Origin of the sequence: Marinobacter sp. CH_CUG1437-1, assembly GCF_037029655.1 — a bacterium.
In the GTDB taxonomy this organism is placed as follows: Bacteria; Pseudomonadota; Gammaproteobacteria; order Pseudomonadales; family Oleiphilaceae; genus Marinobacter; species Marinobacter salsuginis.
Map to the genome: position 1 here is coordinate 1 of NZ_JAYMEW010000010.1, position 14,585 is coordinate 14,585.

At 56.8% G+C, this 14,585-nt stretch carries 16 protein-coding genes; 13 read left to right on the forward strand and 3 right to left on the reverse strand.

Annotated features, from left to right (window positions below; genetic code table 11):
* Nucleotides 1–198: 198 nt before the first annotated feature.
* The 12 genes from WA411_RS18370 (at nt 199) to WA411_RS18425 (ending at nt 10,623) form a co-directional block, all read left to right on the forward strand.
* Nucleotides 199–1,749 (forward strand): 2-isopropylmalate synthase, encoded by a 1,551-nt coding sequence (locus WA411_RS18370; protein ID WP_153634616.1) that lies wholly within the window; start codon nt 199–201, stop codon nt 1,747–1,749.
* A 36-nt stretch (nt 1,750–1,785) separates the two neighbouring features.
* The gene (locus tag WA411_RS18375) at nt 1,786–2,598 is read left to right on the forward strand and encodes a 2-isopropylmalate synthase (protein ID WP_069184015.1); all 813 of its coding nucleotides are present in this window, start codon (nt 1,786–1,788) and stop codon (nt 2,596–2,598) included.
* Nucleotides 2,598–3,083 (forward strand): ribosomal protein S18-alanine N-acetyltransferase, encoded by a 486-nt coding sequence (gene rimI / locus WA411_RS18380; RefSeq protein ID WP_291910377.1) that lies wholly within the window; start codon nt 2,598–2,600, stop codon nt 3,081–3,083. Before WA411_RS18375 ends, rimI begins: the two co-directional genes overlap by 1 nt.
* Before the next feature lie 88 nt (nt 3,084–3,171).
* The gene (prfC, locus tag WA411_RS18385; protein WP_291910309.1) at nt 3,172–4,752 is read left to right on the forward strand and encodes a peptide chain release factor 3; all 1,581 of its coding nucleotides are present in this window, start codon (nt 3,172–3,174) and stop codon (nt 4,750–4,752) included.
* A gap of 21 nt (nt 4,753–4,773) precedes the next feature.
* A complete protein-coding gene (locus WA411_RS18390; protein WP_291910311.1) occupies nt 4,774–5,559 on the forward strand; it encodes a TatD family hydrolase in 786 nt (261 codons plus the stop codon).
* 193 nt (nt 5,560–5,752) lie between these two features.
* Nucleotides 5,753–6,181, forward strand: a complete 429-nt coding sequence (gene rplM / locus WA411_RS18395) for a 50S ribosomal protein L13 (protein ID WP_008176556.1) — start codon at nt 5,753–5,755, stop codon at nt 6,179–6,181.
* Between the two features lie 12 nt (nt 6,182–6,193).
* The gene (gene rpsI / locus WA411_RS18400) at nt 6,194–6,586 is read left to right on the forward strand and encodes a 30S ribosomal protein S9 (RefSeq protein WP_069184011.1); all 393 of its coding nucleotides are present in this window, start codon (nt 6,194–6,196) and stop codon (nt 6,584–6,586) included.
* A 243-nt stretch (nt 6,587–6,829) separates the two neighbouring features.
* Nucleotides 6,830–7,423: a ubiquinol-cytochrome c reductase iron-sulfur subunit gene (gene petA, locus WA411_RS18405; RefSeq protein ID WP_069184010.1), complete on the forward strand. Its 594-nt coding sequence runs from the start codon at nt 6,830–6,832 to the stop codon at nt 7,421–7,423.
* Nucleotides 7,423–8,655 carry a cytochrome b gene (locus tag WA411_RS18410; RefSeq protein ID WP_069184009.1) on the forward strand — a complete coding sequence of 411 codons (1,233 nt, stop codon included), beginning with the start codon at nt 7,423–7,425 and terminating at the stop codon, nt 8,653–8,655. The genes petA and WA411_RS18410 overlap by 1 nt, the downstream gene beginning before the upstream one ends.
* The gene (locus tag WA411_RS18415) at nt 8,655–9,410 is read left to right on the forward strand and encodes a cytochrome c1 (protein ID WP_136630355.1); all 756 of its coding nucleotides are present in this window, start codon (nt 8,655–8,657) and stop codon (nt 9,408–9,410) included. Before WA411_RS18410 ends, WA411_RS18415 begins: the two co-directional genes overlap by 1 nt.
* A 107-nt stretch (nt 9,411–9,517) precedes the next feature.
* On the forward strand, nt 9,518–10,147 hold the full coding sequence (locus WA411_RS18420) for a glutathione S-transferase N-terminal domain-containing protein (protein ID WP_069184007.1): 630 nt from the start codon (nt 9,518–9,520) through the stop codon (nt 10,145–10,147).
* 59 nt (nt 10,148–10,206) lie between these two features.
* The gene (locus WA411_RS18425; protein ID WP_174805052.1) at nt 10,207–10,623 is read left to right on the forward strand and encodes a ClpXP protease specificity-enhancing factor; all 417 of its coding nucleotides are present in this window, start codon (nt 10,207–10,209) and stop codon (nt 10,621–10,623) included.
* A gap of 45 nt (nt 10,624–10,668) precedes the next feature.
* On the opposite strand, the gene WA411_RS18430 is transcribed toward WA411_RS18425, so the two are convergent.
* Genes WA411_RS18430 through WA411_RS18440 form a run of 3 tightly spaced genes read right to left on the reverse strand, consistent with a single transcriptional unit; the run spans nt 10,669 to nt 13,589 of the window.
* Nucleotides 10,669–11,259: a D-sedoheptulose-7-phosphate isomerase gene (locus WA411_RS18430; RefSeq protein ID WP_069184005.1), complete on the reverse strand. Its 591-nt coding sequence runs from the start codon at nt 11,257–11,259 to the stop codon at nt 10,669–10,671.
* Between the two features lie 11 nt (nt 11,260–11,270).
* A complete protein-coding gene (locus WA411_RS18435) occupies nt 11,271–11,636 on the reverse strand; it encodes a YraN family protein (protein WP_136630356.1) in 366 nt (121 codons plus the stop codon).
* A 24-nt stretch (nt 11,637–11,660) separates the two neighbouring features.
* The gene (locus WA411_RS18440) at nt 11,661–13,589 is read right to left on the reverse strand and encodes a penicillin-binding protein activator (protein WP_291910321.1); all 1,929 of its coding nucleotides are present in this window, start codon (nt 13,587–13,589) and stop codon (nt 11,661–11,663) included.
* Between the two features lie 57 nt (nt 13,590–13,646).
* Here WA411_RS18440 and rsmI point away from each other — a divergent pair, with 57 nt between their 5' ends.
* The gene (gene rsmI / locus WA411_RS18445) at nt 13,647–14,561 is read left to right on the forward strand and encodes a 16S rRNA (cytidine(1402)-2'-O)-methyltransferase (protein ID WP_418766819.1); all 915 of its coding nucleotides are present in this window, start codon (nt 13,647–13,649) and stop codon (nt 14,559–14,561) included.
* Nucleotides 14,562–14,585: the final 24 nt, after the last annotated feature.

Here is a 14,585-nt window from a genome sequence, read left to right on the forward strand (position 1 = left end):
AGAAGTGAAACAGACCAGCGCCGATGGTAGTGTGGCGTTGCCCATGTGAGAGTAGGTCATCGTCAGGCTCCTAATACCAAAAACCCCAGCATCTTCGGTGCTGGGGTTTTTTATTGCCTGAAAATCACGCCCTCACTCACCACAACCCGGTGATATACTTCCTCCACAAAGAACAAACTCTGACAATGGAGTCACCCAATGCCTGCCACTGATCATCTGGTCATCTTTGATACAACGCTCCGCGATGGTGAGCAAAGCCCCGGTGCCACCATGAATAAAGCGGAGAAGCTCCGCATTGCGAAAGCGCTGGAAAAGCTCCGGGTCGACGTTATTGAGGCAGGATTCGCGATTGCGAGCCAGGGCGATTTCGAGGCGGTTAAAGGGATAGCAGAAACCATTAAGGATTCCACAATCTGCAGTCTTGCCAGGGCGCTTGATAAGGATATCGACCGCGCAGCGGAAGCTATCCGGCCGGCACACCGCGGTCGTATTCATACGTTCATCGCCACGTCGCCTATTCACATGAAGCACAAGTTGCAGATGCAGCCGGATGAAGTGATTGAGCAGGCGGTTCGCTCGGTCAAACGTGCTAGAAGCCATGTGGATGACGTTGAGTTTTCATGCGAAGACGCCGGGCGCTCCGAGTTGGACTTCCTGTGCCGGATCATTGAGGCAGCCATTGATGCCGGCGCCACCACGATCAACATTCCCGATACCGTGGGCTACGCGATCCCAGAGCAGTTCGGTGAAACCATCCGTCAGCTCATGAACCGGATCCCCAACGCGGATAAAGCCATTTTTTCGGTACATTGCCATAACGATCTGGGTCTGGCTGTCTCAAATTCACTAGCGGCGGTATCCCAGGGCGCTCGCCAGGTTGAGTGCACCATCAATGGGTTAGGTGAGCGAGCCGGTAATGCGGCCCTTGAGGAAATCGTGATGGCGGTCCGTACCCGGCAGGACCTGTTCAACATCGACACTCGTATTGATACCCAGCACATCGTGCCCGCGTCGCGGCTGGTTTCCACCATCACCGGGTTTCCTGTTCAGCCCAATAAGGCCATAGTGGGGGCCAATGCCTTCGCCCATGAATCGGGCATTCACCAGGATGGGGTGCTGAAGCACAGGGAAACCTACGAGATCATGCGTGCGCAGGATGTGGGCTGGCACACCAACAGTTTGGTGTTGGGTAAACATTCGGGGCGCAACGCGTTCCGTACCCGTTTGCTAGAACTCGGGATCCAGTTTGAGACCGAAACCGAACTGAATGAAGCGTTCACACGGTTCAAGGCACTCGCTGATCTCAAGCACGAAATTTTCGACGAGGATCTGCAGGCGATTGCTAGTGATACCCGCCAGAAAGAGGAAGACGGTCGGTATGGGCTGGTCTGCATGCAGGTATGCTCTGAGACCGGAGTCGTGCCCAAGGCCAATCTGACCCTGACAGTGGACGGCAAAGAACATAAGGTCGAGGCGGAAGGTAGCGGTCCGGTCGATGCGACCTTCAAGGCAATCGAATCTCTGGTGGATTCAGGCTGCAATCTCCAGCTGTATTCCGTAAACAACATCACCAGCGGCACCGATGCCCAGGGCGAAGTGACTGTGCGCCTGGAACGCGGTGGTCGGATCGTTAACGGCGTGGGTGCGGATACTGATATCATCATTGCGTCCGCCAAAGCCTACATAGAGGCTCTGAACCTGATTAGTAAGGGCGGAATTCGACAGCATCCCCAGGTTGCTGATGTGTGAGCGTTTGAATTCGGTGAGTTCCGACAGGCGAAGTGAATGATTGGATCGGAAGCAGAGCGTCAATTTTATCTGGGAGCGGCGGGGATACGGATGTGGTATGCCCGGCAGCCGCTCCCGGGTGCGGCGCCCAGTCCAGACTTTGTGTATCCAGAGGAGGGCGCAGCTCCTGAGACAGTTCCAGGGCAGCCCGAGCCGGTAGCCCGTCGGGCAAGTGGTTCGGGCCGCGCTGGCATGGAGAAGCCGACTGTTCCGGATCGCACCGAAGGCGTCGCCCGAATAGCCGATCTGCAGGCATTGATGGGTGGTAACGCTGGCGTTCCGGAAAAGGCGCCGCCGCAGTCCCCCGCAACGCCCTCTTTGCCAGAGGTGCCAACCGAAGCTCCGAATTCAGGGTTTTCTGAGGAAGTGTCGGTGCGACCGTCCCGAATCCCAACCGTGAGTGCCAATCTCATGATCTGGGCGGGGAGCAATGTGGTTCTTATCGGAGGCATGTCCGAGGATGCCAGCGGTCGTCTGCAGGAGACCCTTGCGATGAATATTCTCAAGAGCTTGGGAGAGCATAAGCCCCGGGTTCTGGGCCGTGTGGTCTGGCCCATCTTCAACAATCTGCTGGTCCCCGGGAACTCCGGTCATGACCTTGTTGAGGTGATTCGCCACATTCTGTCGGGTCTGGAGCGTAAGCCTGTTGTTGTTCTGCAGGCCGGAGAAGATTCGGAGCAGGGCTGGGTGGAAGCAGCTCTCGGCCGTGATGCGGCAGTTCGGTTTCCGCACACCCTCGCGGAGATTGCCGGTAACCCGACGCTCAAGCGATCCCTGTGGCAACAAATACGGCCTATGGTCGCCCGTTAATGCCCTATCCGGAAGCCTACCAAAAAGTTCTCAACGCCGATCTGCTCATGCGTCCTCTGGCGCCTGAGGATGTGCCGGCAGTGCTTGATATAGAGCGCCAGGGGTATTCCCATCCCTGGAGCGAATCCGTGTTTCTGGATTGTTTCAAGGACAACTATCGGGTCTGGGGCGCCTGTCATGGCGGCGATCTTGTTGGCTACGCTGTCCTGGCTTACATCGTTGATGAAGCGCATTTGCTGAATATCTGCGTGCACCCGAGAGTCCGCGGGGAGGGCGTGGGACGCTATCTCCTGAGGTACGTTCTGGCAACCGCAGCTCATGAGGGTATGTCCCAGCTGTTGCTCGAGGTCAGGGTCAGCAATCATGCCGCTATCGCGTTGTACCAGGATGAGGGTTTTCGCGAAATCGGTCTGCGCCCCGGGTATTATCCGGCTGTCAATGGACGGGAGGATGCACGCGTTATGATGCGTGCTCTCGGCCAGTGAGTGCTCAAGTGCGAGTTAGCGTCACAGCGGCATAGGGCCTATAATGGCCGCCTTTTCCAGAACATCAGATTCAGGTTGCTTTTCGATTATGTCTAACCTTTCCCAGGAAGTGGCCAAGCGCCGCACCTTTGCCATTATTTCGCACCCGGATGCCGGTAAGACTACGATTACCGAGAAGGTGCTGTTATTCGGCCAGGCCATTCAGAAGGCTGGTACCGTCAAGGGAAAGAAATCCGGTCAGCATGCCAAGTCTGACTGGATGGAAATGGAAAAAGAGCGGGGTATCTCGGTTACCACCTCCGTAATGCAGTTCCCTTATGGTGGCAAGCTGGTGAACCTGCTGGATACGCCGGGCCACGAGGATTTCTCCGAGGATACCTACCGGACCCTGACAGCGGTCGACTCCTGCCTGATGGTGATTGACAGCGCCAAGGGTGTCGAGGAGCGAACCATCAAGCTGATGGAAGTAACCCGCTTGCGGGATACCCCCATTCTCACGTTCATGAACAAGCTGGACCGGGATACCCGGGATCCGGTGGAGCTGATGGATGAGGTTGAAGAGGTCTTGAAGATCGCCTGCGCGCCGATCACCTGGCCTATTGGCATGGGCAAGAGCTTCAAGGGTGTGTATCACCTGCTGCGGGATGAAGTCATCCTCTATCAGTCCGGTCAGGGGCACATGATTCAAGACAAGCGAGTTATCTCGGGGCTCGATAACCCGGAGCTGGACGAGGCGATTGGTGCCTATGCTGACGACCTGCGCGATGAGATTGAGCTTGTGAAGGGCGCTTCCCACGAATTCGATCAGGAAGCCTTTCTTGCTGGCGAGTTGACGCCGGTGTTCTTTGGTACCGCACTGGGCAATTTCGGTGTCGACCACATGCTGGATGGCCTGGTGGAGTGGGCTCCGGCGCCACAGCCCCGAGAAACTGACCAGAGACTGGTCCAGCCTGCAGAGGACGCCTTTTCGGGCTTCGTATTCAAGATCCAGGCAAATATGGACCCGCAACACCGCGATCGCGTTGCGTTCCTCCGAATCGTCTCTGGCAGTTACAACCAGGGCATGAAGGCCCGTCATGTTCGTATTGGCAAAGAGGTCCGCTTTTCAGACGCACTAACCTTTATGGCCGGGGACCGTGAGCACGCCGAGCAGGCCTTTGCTGGCGATATTATTGGCTTGCACAACCACGGGACCATTCAGTTGGGGGATACCTTTACCGCGGGTGAGGATATGAAATTCACCGGCATCCCGAACTTCGCTCCGGAACTGTTCCGCCGGATTCGCCTGAAAGACCCGCTCAAGGCCAAGCAGCTCCAGAAAGGCCTGATCCAGTTGTCAGAGGAAGGGGCTGTTCAGGTGTTCAGGCCTCTGCGTAACAACGACCTGATTGTCGGGGCCGTGGGTGTTCTGCAGTTTGACGTGGTGGTCAGTCGCCTGAAAAGTGAGTACAAGGTAGAGGCGATTTATGAGCCGATCAACGTAGCCACAGCTCGCTGGGTGACCTGCAGCGATGAGCGCAAGTTGGACGAGTTCCAGCGCAAGAACAACGACAACCTGGCTCTTGATGGCAGTGACCGGCTCGCCTACATTGCTCCGACCATGGTAAACCTGAATCTGGCTCAGGAAAGGTATCCGGACATCCAGTTCCACAAGACCCGGGAGCATTAAACGTTCCGGGCGGAGGTGACCGTGCAACTGATCGACGCCCATTGCCATTTTGATTTCCCTCAGTTCGATAGCCGGCGCGAAACGGAGCTCGAGCGGGCCCGATCGCTCGGACTCCGTCGACTGGTCATACCCGGTGTCCGGCGGCCAGACTGGGACAGGGTCCGTGACACAGCGCTTGCCCATAATGGCCTGTTCTACTGTCTCGGGATTCATCCCTGGTTTGTTGATGAGCATTCCGAAGAGGATCTGACGGAGCTTCGCAGGCGACTTGCGGCTCGGCCCGAGCGCTGCGTCGCCATAGGGGAGTGTGGGCTCGATCGCCTCAAGGGCAGCCTTGAAGTGCAGTGGCCCTGGTTCAACAGCCAGGTGGCACTAGCCGACGAGTTCGACATGCCGCTGGTGATTCATTCCGTTAAGACTCATGACGAAGTACACAGCCTGCTTAACCGTCGGCAGTGGGCGGGACGGGCCCTGATTCACGGCTTCAGCGGCAGTTTTCAGCAGGCCGTAAAGCTGGTCGATCTGGGGTGCTTCATCGGCGTGGGAGGCGTGATCACTCACCCCCGGGCACGAAAGACCCGTGATGCAATCGCAAGGTTGCCACTGGAAGCGCTGGTGCTTGAAACGGATGCGCCGGACATGGCGCCGGAGGGTGTACCGCAGGGGCAGAATTCTCCCCGGTATTTGCCGGATATTCTGAAGGTGCTTGCAGAAATTCGTGGTGACACGTCAGAGCAGCTGGCGCCGGTGTTGCTGGATAATGTGTTCCGGCTTTACGGTTGGTCCGGCGCGGATATAGGGGAATAACGAAACGAGCCGACACAGGGTTGGCTTTCCCGGGTGGTTCGAGTATACTTCGCGCCCTGGCTTTTCAAGGCGATGTCATTATCTCAGCCCCGAATGATGGCAGCGCAACACAGGTATGGAACCTCCTCCGGATGCCTTGCATTTACCGGTGGTGGTTTTTAACGTTTCTTATATAGCGTTCAAGGCGGAATCAATGAAGACTCTGAGTGCGAAACCAGAAACAGTAAAACGTGACTGGTACGTTGTAGACGCAGCCGGCAAGACGCTGGGTCGTCTGTCAACCGAAATCGCCCTACGTCTGCGGGGCAAGCATAAGCCTGAGTACACCCCTCACGTAGACACTGGCGATTACATTGTTGTGATCAACGCGAGCCAGGTGCGGGTTACCGGCAAGAAGGCATCTGACAAGATGTACTACAGTCATACCGGCTTTCCGGGTGGAATCAAGTCCATCAACTTCGAGAAGCTGGTCGACAAGGCTCCCGAGCAAATCATTCAGAAGTCTGTCAAAGGCATGCTTCCGAAAGGCCCGCTCGGTCGCGCCATGTTCAAGAAGCTGAAAATCTATGCCGGCGCTGAGCATCCTCACGCAGCCCAGCAGCCCAAAGAACTCGACATTTAACGGAAGGCGGATATGTCTGTAGCACAAAATTACGGTACTGGTCGCCGCAAGACATCCACGGCTCGGGTTTTTATCAAGCCGGGAAGCGGTAACATCTCTATCAATGGTCGCTCAATCGAAGATTTCTTCGGTCGCGACACCCTGCGAATGATCGTTCGTCAGCCGCTGGTTGTTGCCGAGTCTACCGATCGTTTTGATATCCAAATCACCGTGAAGGGCGGTGGTATCAGTGGTCAGGCCGGCGCTATTCGCCACGGTCTGACTCGCGCCCTGATGGATTACGACGAAACTCTGCGTCCGGCGCTGCGTAAAGCGGGTTACGTTACCCGTGATGCGCGTGAAGTCGAGCGTAAGAAAGTGGGTCTGCGCAAGGCGCGTAAGCGTCCTCAGTACTCCAAGCGTTAATTTCGCTGGAACAGATCCTGGAAAACCCGGCCCTTTTCGGTCGGGTTTTTTTATGTTCGGACGATTTGTCAGCAAATTGATCTGGAACAGTGATGAGGCGCCAGCGCCGGCTTTCCGACTTGTAAGGCCAAGGTAATTTCATTACCATTTGGGCGCTTATATTTTTGGGTTGTGAAGTCCTTTAAGATGCACATCGCCGGCGGTTTTGCGGGCTGTGACATCGCCTGATGGGAGAAAACCATAATGAGTAATGGCGACGTGAGCCAAGGCCGGCGCCGGTTTCTGATCGGTGCCACGTCTGTGGTGGGTGGAGTCGGCGTCGTCGGTGCGGCCGTTCCTTTCGTGGCATCCTGGAATCCCAGTGCCAAAGCGGAAGCAGCGGGTGCACCGGTAACCGTCAATGTCAGCAAGATTGAACCGGGTCAGCAGATTACGGTCGAGTGGCGAGGTAAGCCGGTCTGGATCATTCGCCGTACCGAAGAGATGCAGGCGAATATCGAGAAGCTCAACGACCGGGTGAAAGATCCCCAGTCAGAAGCGCCTCAGCAGCCACCGTATATTGATGGCATCCTGCGTTCCCTGAAGCCGGAGTTTGCCGTGCTTGTAGGGTTGTGTACCCATCTTGGCTGTGTTCCGTCCTACCGTCCGGAAGTTGCTCCGGCGGATCTCGGTGATGAGTGGCTGGGTGGTCTTTTCTGCCCGTGTCACGGTTCCCGATATGACATGGCCGGAAGGGTCTATGAGGCGCAGCCTGCTCCCCTGAACCTTGAGGTGCCGCCTTATCGTTTTGACGACGATTCGACCCTCACGATTGGTCTTGATCCGGAGGCAGCGTAATGCAAAAGCTGATTAACTGGGTAGACGAGCGTCTGCCAATCGTAGATGCCTGGAACAAGCATCTTGGAAAGTATTACGCGCCGAAGAACTTCAACGTGTGGTACTTCTTTGGTTCCCTTGCCATGCTGGTCCTCGTGAACCAGCTGGTTACCGGGATCTGGCTGACCATGAGCTACAACCCGTCCGGCGAAGGCGCGTTTGCGTCTGTCGAGTACATCATGCGTGATGTCGAGTGGGGCTGGTTGCTCCGTTATCTGCATTCTACCGGTGCTTCGGCATTCTTCGTTGTGGTCTATCTCCACATGTTCCGGGGGCTGATGTATGGCTCCTATCAGAAGCCGCGTGAACTCATCTGGATCTTCGGTATGTTGATCTACCTGATCCTGATGGCTGAGGCGTTCATGGGTTATCTGCTGCCTTGGGGCCAGATGTCCTACTGGGGTGCCCAGGTTATCGTAAACCTCTTCGGTGCTATTCCGGTCATCGGTGAAGATCTGTCACTGTGGATCCGTGGCGATTACCTGATTTCCGGCATTACCCTGAACCGCTTCTTTGCGTTGCATGTGGTAGCCCTGCCGATCGTTCTCCTTGGCCTGGTTGTGCTTCACATTCTGGCACTGCACGAAGTGGGCTCAAACAACCCTGACGGTATCGATATCAAGAAGAACAAGGACGAAAACGGTATTCCGAAAGATGGTATCCCGTTCCACCCTTATTACACTGTGCATGACCTTCTGGGCGTCGGTGTATTCTTCTTTATCTTCTTCATCGTCGTGTTCTTCTTCCCGGAAGGCGGCGGGCTGTTCATTGAAAAGCCGAACTTCGAGCCAGCTAACCCGCTCAAGACGCCCGATCACATCGCGCCGGTCTGGTACTTCACGCCTTTCTACGCAATGTTGCGTGCGGTAACGATTGACCTGTTCGGTCTGGATGCCAAGTTCTGGGGTGTTGTCGTGATGGGCGCAGCGATCGCCATTCTGTTTGTGCTGCCATGGCTCGACAAGAGCCCCGTACGCTCAATGCGGTACAAGGGCTGGCTGAGTCGCATTGCCCTGGCCATTTTCGCAGTCAGTTTCGTGGTGCTTGGCTATCTCGGCCTGGTACCGGCGACTGAAGGCCGCACCATGGTTGCCCAGGTTCTGACGGTGCTGTACTTCCTCTACTTCATCCTTATGCCGTTCTATACGCGTATGGAGAAAACCAAGCCAGTTCCAGAGAGGGTGACAGGATAATGAGAAAGCTGATTTTTGGTCTTTTCATCGCGGTCCTGCCGGCACTCGGGCTGGCAGCGGGTTCAACCGTGCCGCTGGACAGCTTCGAGTCAGATCACTCTGACAAAGCCTCTCTGCAGCGTGGTGCAGCTCTGTTTACCAACTACTGCATGGGTTGCCATTCCATGGAGTACGCTCGATACAAGCGCGTGGCTGATGATCTGGAGATTCCCGATGAGCTGTACGAGGAAAACCTGATCTTCACTGGCGCCAAGATTGGCGAGTTGATGAAGAACTCCATGAGCAAGGACATGGCTGCCGATTGGTTTGGTGCGCCGCCACCGGACCTCACGCTGGAAACGCGTTTGCGGGGCGAAGCATGGGTGTATTCCTACCTGCGTGGCTTCTACAAGGATGAGTCCCGACCGCTGGGCGTGAACAACGTGGTGTTCCCGGCCGTGGGTATGCCTCACGTTCTGGTGGGGATGCAGGGGCTGTGTGCCGTTGAGCCCAACATCGGGACTCCGGCCAGCGTTGAGCCCTTGAGTGGCAACATCAACAACGCCGACGTATGCCCGGAGTACGCCATCGAAGGCAGCATGTCTGGACCGGAATTCGACCAGGCCATGTACGATCTGACCAACTTCATGTCTTACATGGGTGATCCGGTCAAGCTTGAGCGTGAGCGTCTGGGGATCTTTGTCCTGATCTTCGTGGCCATCTTCTTCGTGTTCGCCTACATGCTCAATCGTGAGTACTGGAAGGACGTACACTGAGAAATAGGGTATAATCCCGTCCCCTGAGTTCCAGCGGGCATAACCGGCCCGCTGGATTTTTGCGTTTTTCAGGATCATTTCGGTTTGTTTACTCGTGAGGTAGTTCTATGGGCGTTGTGACCAAGCGGTCATCAATGACGTTTTTCTCGGATCCGGCCAGCCATTACAGTCACAGGGTGCGCATTGTTCTGGCAGAGAAGGGTGTTACCGTCGATATCGTTGATGTGGATCCGGACAATCCGCCGGCTGAGCTGGCCGACCTGAACCCGTACAACGCCCTGCCGACACTGGTGGATCGTGATCTGGTTCTTTATGAGCCCAATATCATGATGGAGTACCTGGACGAGCGGTTCCCGCACCCGCCCTTGTTGCCGGTGTATCCGGTTGCCCGTGCCAATAGCCGCCTGATGATTCATCGGATTCAGAAGGACTGGTGTGGCCTGGTGGACCAGATCCTGGCGCAGCCGAACGCCAAAGCGTCTGAAACGGCGCGCAAAGAGCTGAAAGAAAGCCTGTTGGCGACGGCGCCGCTGTTCGGGGAGATGCCGTTCTTCCTGTCTGAAGAGTTCACCATCGTGGATTGCTGTATTGCCCCGATCCTGTGGCGCCTTCCGGCCCTCGGTATCGAGCTGAACGAAAAGCAGGCCAAGCCACTGCAGAAGTACATGGAGAGCATCTTCAGTCGGGAAGGGTTCAAGGCAAGCCTGTCCGACCTGGAAGAAGACATTCGCAGCTGATTTGGTAACGTTCCGCTGGCCGGAGCAGGAGAGTGGCAGTGGCTGAGAGTAAAAACACTATGACGTCCAGCCGCCCGTACCTGGTACGAGCATTCAATGAATGGATTCTGGACAATGACTGCACTCCATACATCGTGGTGGATGCAGGCATTCAGGGTGTACAGGTGCCGACCGAGCATGTCGCCAATGGGCAGATTGTTCTGAATATCAGTCCGGGAGCGGTCCGTGGTCTGGTTATCGGTAACGGTGCACTCGAGTTCAGTGCCCGTTTCGGTGGCGTCCCCATGCAGGTTTTCATTCCGCTGCAGGCGGTTATGGCAATCTACGCCAAGGAGAACGGTGAGGGCATGGTGTTCGGCAGTGAGCCAGGCTCTCCGGATCCGGATGGCACTTCCCGTGAGCGTGAGGGCGAGCAGTCTGCATCCGGGCAGGAGGATCGCCCTTCGGGCAGGCCAACCCTCAAAGTGGTGAAATAAACCGCACCCCGTAGTCTTGAAATAGCCAGCTTATGCTGGCTTTTTTTATCCGCCAAAAATCTTGGCGTCGATCAGCCCGCAGAGGGCATTGATGATGAGGAGAAGTAACGGCGTTGCCTCTGTGGGGCTGAGGTTATTCAGCGCAATTTCGTGATCTTCCGGATGCAGGAGCGATGTTATGTCGGATTTCTCCCTGGCGCTAAGGACCACAACGCTCATCTCCCGGTCATGGGCGACCTGGATCGCCTGGATCAGGTTTGCCTTGTGGCCATCGTCCACGATTACGAAAAGAAGATCTCCGGGTTTGCCAATGGCCCTGACCTGGCGGGAAAAAGTGTCGTTGAAGCGATTATCCCGGCAAATCGCGGAATAGGTTGTCGCATCGGCGCCAAGATTGATGGCCGGTAGTGCAGGGCGGTCCTGGTCGAACCGGTTAAGAAGGGCGGTGCAGAAGTACTGGGCCAGAATATTGGCATTGCCGTTGGCGCAGGTAATGATTTTCCCATCCTGGAGCAGCGTTCCCACAAAGGCATTGGCAGCCTCTTCAATGTCGGGGCCAACGGTGCTGGCGGTCTGTGCGGTATGCTCCATATGGCTGGCGAACCACTGATTGATCTGGTGTTCGGTATCGGTCATTTTCAGTATCACTATCCTGCCAGAATTGCGTTCCTGATCCATTGTACCCGGTATTTTTTAACGGTACCCGGGCTGATGGCAACCACATCAATCCGCGAGACGCTGTTCCAGAGCCCATGGCGGTGCAAATAAAAGGAAACGGCACGGATCAGGCGTTTCTGTTTGGGGTAATTGATCGAACTTGCAGGGTCAACAAGACTGCCCGTCCCCCGATAACGGACCTCAAAGAACACGAGTGTCTCGCCATCCTGGCCGACGATGTCGATTTCGCCGCCGCGATTGTAGACATTGCGCTCTAGAATCCGGACGCCTCGACTGGCGAGGTATCGGGCTGCGACGCCTTCAAAATGGTTGCCCGTGGTTTTGGTGCCATCCATGGCAGCTGGTCTGCTCCTGTCGTGTTACTCGCTAATGGGGGCCGTTTCCTGGTTCGTGACTTCTGGCTCGCTCTCTTCGGTCACCGGGTCGGGGATGAGCTCAGGAACCCCATTGCGGAACTGCGCCCAGAGCTGTTCCCGGTGAATGCTGCCTTCGGCTGTCATGGTCAGGATTCCGGTCTGCCCGGAGATCGAGGCGCTTTCAACCTGTCTCAACAGGGGCAGGCGTTTGCTCAGGTGCCACGCATCGGCGCCCATGGCGAACAGGCGCCCGGGTTGGCCACGGGTACCGGAAAGGTTCTCTGTAGCACGGGTTCGAAGTTCGTTGTCGTCTCCCAGCACCCAGGGAATGTCGGTGAAAATAACCCCGTTCAGGTCACGGTCCCGGGAGGGTGCGGGTGTGCCCTCGTAGATGATGGATGGCGAATAAACGGGCAGGTCACCACCGAAATAAAAGGCGAACAGAGGCTTGAACTGCCGCGCAACGGTAGGCTCTGCCACCATGACGATGGCGTCGGCGTCCTGCCGGCGCCTCGGCTCGAACTCGACATCCATGCCGATGGTCCGCTCAACCTGAATGGCCCTGTCCCGGGAAACGGTGATGCCCAGAAGGTCGGCCGTTACCGCCCGAAGATTGTCCTCCCGGTAGAAGCGCTCGATATCCAGTGCAACCCCTTCGTTGGAGGCCATTCGCTTCAATAACGCGGCCTCAACCCGATCGCCCCATTCGCCACCGGGGATAAGAACCAGAACCTGGCGCAGTTGTTCTGCGGCAAGTCGGTCGGCAATCTGTCGGGCCTCATCTTCGGCGGAAAGCCCGAATTGATACAGCCCGTCAGCTGGCCGGGTATCGGCTGGCAGATAGTTTAGCCCGAGCGCAGGCACCGGCAGCGTATTCATTGAGCCAAGCCCCGCAAGCGCTTCCTTTTCGAGGGGGCCGACAATCAGGTCGATATCCTGTTCGGACAGCTGCTTGTAAAGATCGGCGAACGCTGTGCCGGCGGTGTTGAAAATGCGAATGTCTGTTTCGCCCCGGTCGGCAGAGTCATCAAGGTAGTAGGCCGCCAGAAAGCCGTCCCGGATTGCCTTGCCTGCCGTTGCCAGCGGCCCCTCGAGGGGAAGGGCAAGTGCGATTTTTTCGGGGCGACTTTCGGCCAGTGTCGCGATCAGTCGCAATTCCGCAGGCAGAACCTGGGCGGCCGGATGACCCGGCCAATTGTTTTGCCAGTTGCGGATGATTCGTCCCTGCTCGTCAATGCCGGCGTCCGGTGTTTTGACAAGGCTGGCCAGTTCCAGCCAGCCCTGGGCTTCATAGCCGATGGCCTCGGCAGAAGCCGAGCTCAGGTCGCTCTCAGAGACCTGTTCCAGCAGGGACCAGATCCGGTTGTGAATCTGCTGCGCATCCGCCGTGTTATCGGTTTGCGCCAGCAGAATTAGGGTCATTGCCGCAGGTATGGGCTCGCCGGCGAGGCTGTATGTGTCGGTCTGAAGGTTGGCCGCCCGGGTGATCAGGTCAGCCGGGTAGTCGATAAAGGTAGAAGGAGCGAGTTCGCCGGCGATTGCTTTTGCCCAGGACTCATCCCCAAGGGCGGTGGCGCTCGCCATGGCCAGCAGCAGTTTTTGATTGCCAAGCCCGGAGGCGGGTTGCGCGAGCTGCCGACTTTGCAGTAGCGTTCTGGCCGCTTCGTGATTGCCCTGATCCTGGAACCTGCTGGCGATCCGAAGCAGATAGGCCTGTGCGGTTTCGGTGTTGTCCTCGTTGCTCGCCAGTTCCAGGGCCTGGTCGGCAGTTTGTGCAACGTGGGTTTCGAGGTTCACGGTGGCGCAACCAGCCGACAAAAGGGCGGCAATAAATACGCTGGCCAGGGCTCGTTGATGAATGCGGATCTTTATCATGGCAGGCTCGACATACTCCGGATGATTGGGCTTGTAGCGCCAGATTAACGGTGGCAAGTTTAACAGCTCCGGGGTTAATTCACATGACGTAACTGTCACGGTCCCGAGCTCCCCATGAGAGAGGCAGAAGCTTTGAAAGATGAAGTTAGCGATTTCACATCGTCAGACAGCCGCAAGGGTAAATTGAAAGGAACGCTCTATGTTGTTGCCACACCCATCGGCAATCTCGACGATCTGTCTCCGCGGGCGGCCCGGACACTGGCCAGTGTGGATGTGGTGGCAGCAGAGGATACGCGCCACAGCGGGCGGTTGTTGAGCCATTTGGGTATCCAGAAGCGCATGGTCGCGTTGCACGATCATAATGAAAAGGATCGCGCCGCCGGGATCCTGACTGAGCTGCAGGCCGGACGTGATGTGGCTCTGATCTCCGATGCGGGTACGCCGCTGATTTCAGATCCCGGTTATGTGTTGGTGCGCGAGGCCCGGGCTGCAGGCCATCGAGTCAGCCCGATCCCCGGGCCCTGTGCTCTGGTGGCGGCATTGAGTGTCGCCGGTCTGCCGACGGATCGATTCCTTTACGTGGGATTTTTGCCTGCAAAGCGCTCTGGCCGCAGGGCCAGTCTCGACCTGCTGAGCAGTGAAGTGGCGACCCTGGTCTTTTATGAGTCGCCCCATCGGATTCTGGAATCGGTGCGCGATATTGCCAAGGTGCTGGGACCGGATCGTGAGATGGTGCTGGGTCGCGAAATAACCAAGACCTTCGAAACCTTCTACTCTGGCTCGGTGGCCGACGTTCTGGCTGAGTTGGAGCGGGACCCTCATGGAAACCGCGGTGAGTTCGTAGTGATGGTTCGCGGCGCAGCGGCTCAGGCCGGTAGTGAAGAGGCCGCTACCATGGATGTAGACCGTATGCTTCGTGTTTTGCTTGCGGAGCTGCCGGTCAAAAAGGTCGCCAAAATGGCTTCAGAGCTGACCGGGCTATCGAAAAACGAGCTTTATCAAAGGGCCTTGGCATTAAAGGATGGTTGAATTCAGGGGCAGTTTCTCTTGCAA

Bases quoted from the DNA above. Each gene is read 5' to 3' on its own strand.
- rpsI (WP_069184011.1), top strand. From the start codon at position 6,194: ATGTCTGTAGCACAAAATTACGGTACTGGTCGCCGCAAGACATCCACG.
- WA411_RS18435 (WP_136630356.1), bottom strand. From the start codon at position 11,636: ATGGATGGCACCAAAACCACGGGCAACCATTTTGAAGGCGTCGCAGCC.
- petA (WP_069184010.1), top strand. From the start codon at position 6,830: ATGAGTAATGGCGACGTGAGCCAAGGCCGGCGCCGGTTTCTGATCGGT.
- rsmI (WP_418766819.1), top strand. From the start codon at position 13,647: ATGAGAGAGGCAGAAGCTTTGAAAGATGAAGTTAGCGATTTCACATCG.
- rimI (WP_291910377.1), top strand. From the start codon at position 2,598: ATGCCCTATCCGGAAGCCTACCAAAAAGTTCTCAACGCCGATCTGCTC.
- rplM (WP_008176556.1), top strand. From the start codon at position 5,753: ATGAAGACTCTGAGTGCGAAACCAGAAACAGTAAAACGTGACTGGTAC.
- WA411_RS18430 (WP_069184005.1), bottom strand. From the start codon at position 11,259: ATGACCGATACCGAACACCAGATCAATCAGTGGTTCGCCAGCCATATG.
- WA411_RS18410 (WP_069184009.1), top strand. From the start codon at position 7,423: ATGCAAAAGCTGATTAACTGGGTAGACGAGCGTCTGCCAATCGTAGAT.
- WA411_RS18370 (WP_153634616.1), top strand. From the start codon at position 199: ATGCCTGCCACTGATCATCTGGTCATCTTTGATACAACGCTCCGCGAT.
- WA411_RS18425 (WP_174805052.1), top strand. From the start codon at position 10,207: ATGACGTCCAGCCGCCCGTACCTGGTACGAGCATTCAATGAATGGATT.
- WA411_RS18420 (WP_069184007.1), top strand. From the start codon at position 9,518: ATGGGCGTTGTGACCAAGCGGTCATCAATGACGTTTTTCTCGGATCCG.
- WA411_RS18415 (WP_136630355.1), top strand. From the start codon at position 8,655: ATGAGAAAGCTGATTTTTGGTCTTTTCATCGCGGTCCTGCCGGCACTC.
- prfC (WP_291910309.1), top strand. From the start codon at position 3,172: ATGTCTAACCTTTCCCAGGAAGTGGCCAAGCGCCGCACCTTTGCCATT.
- WA411_RS18375 (WP_069184015.1), top strand. From the start codon at position 1,786: ATGATTGGATCGGAAGCAGAGCGTCAATTTTATCTGGGAGCGGCGGGG.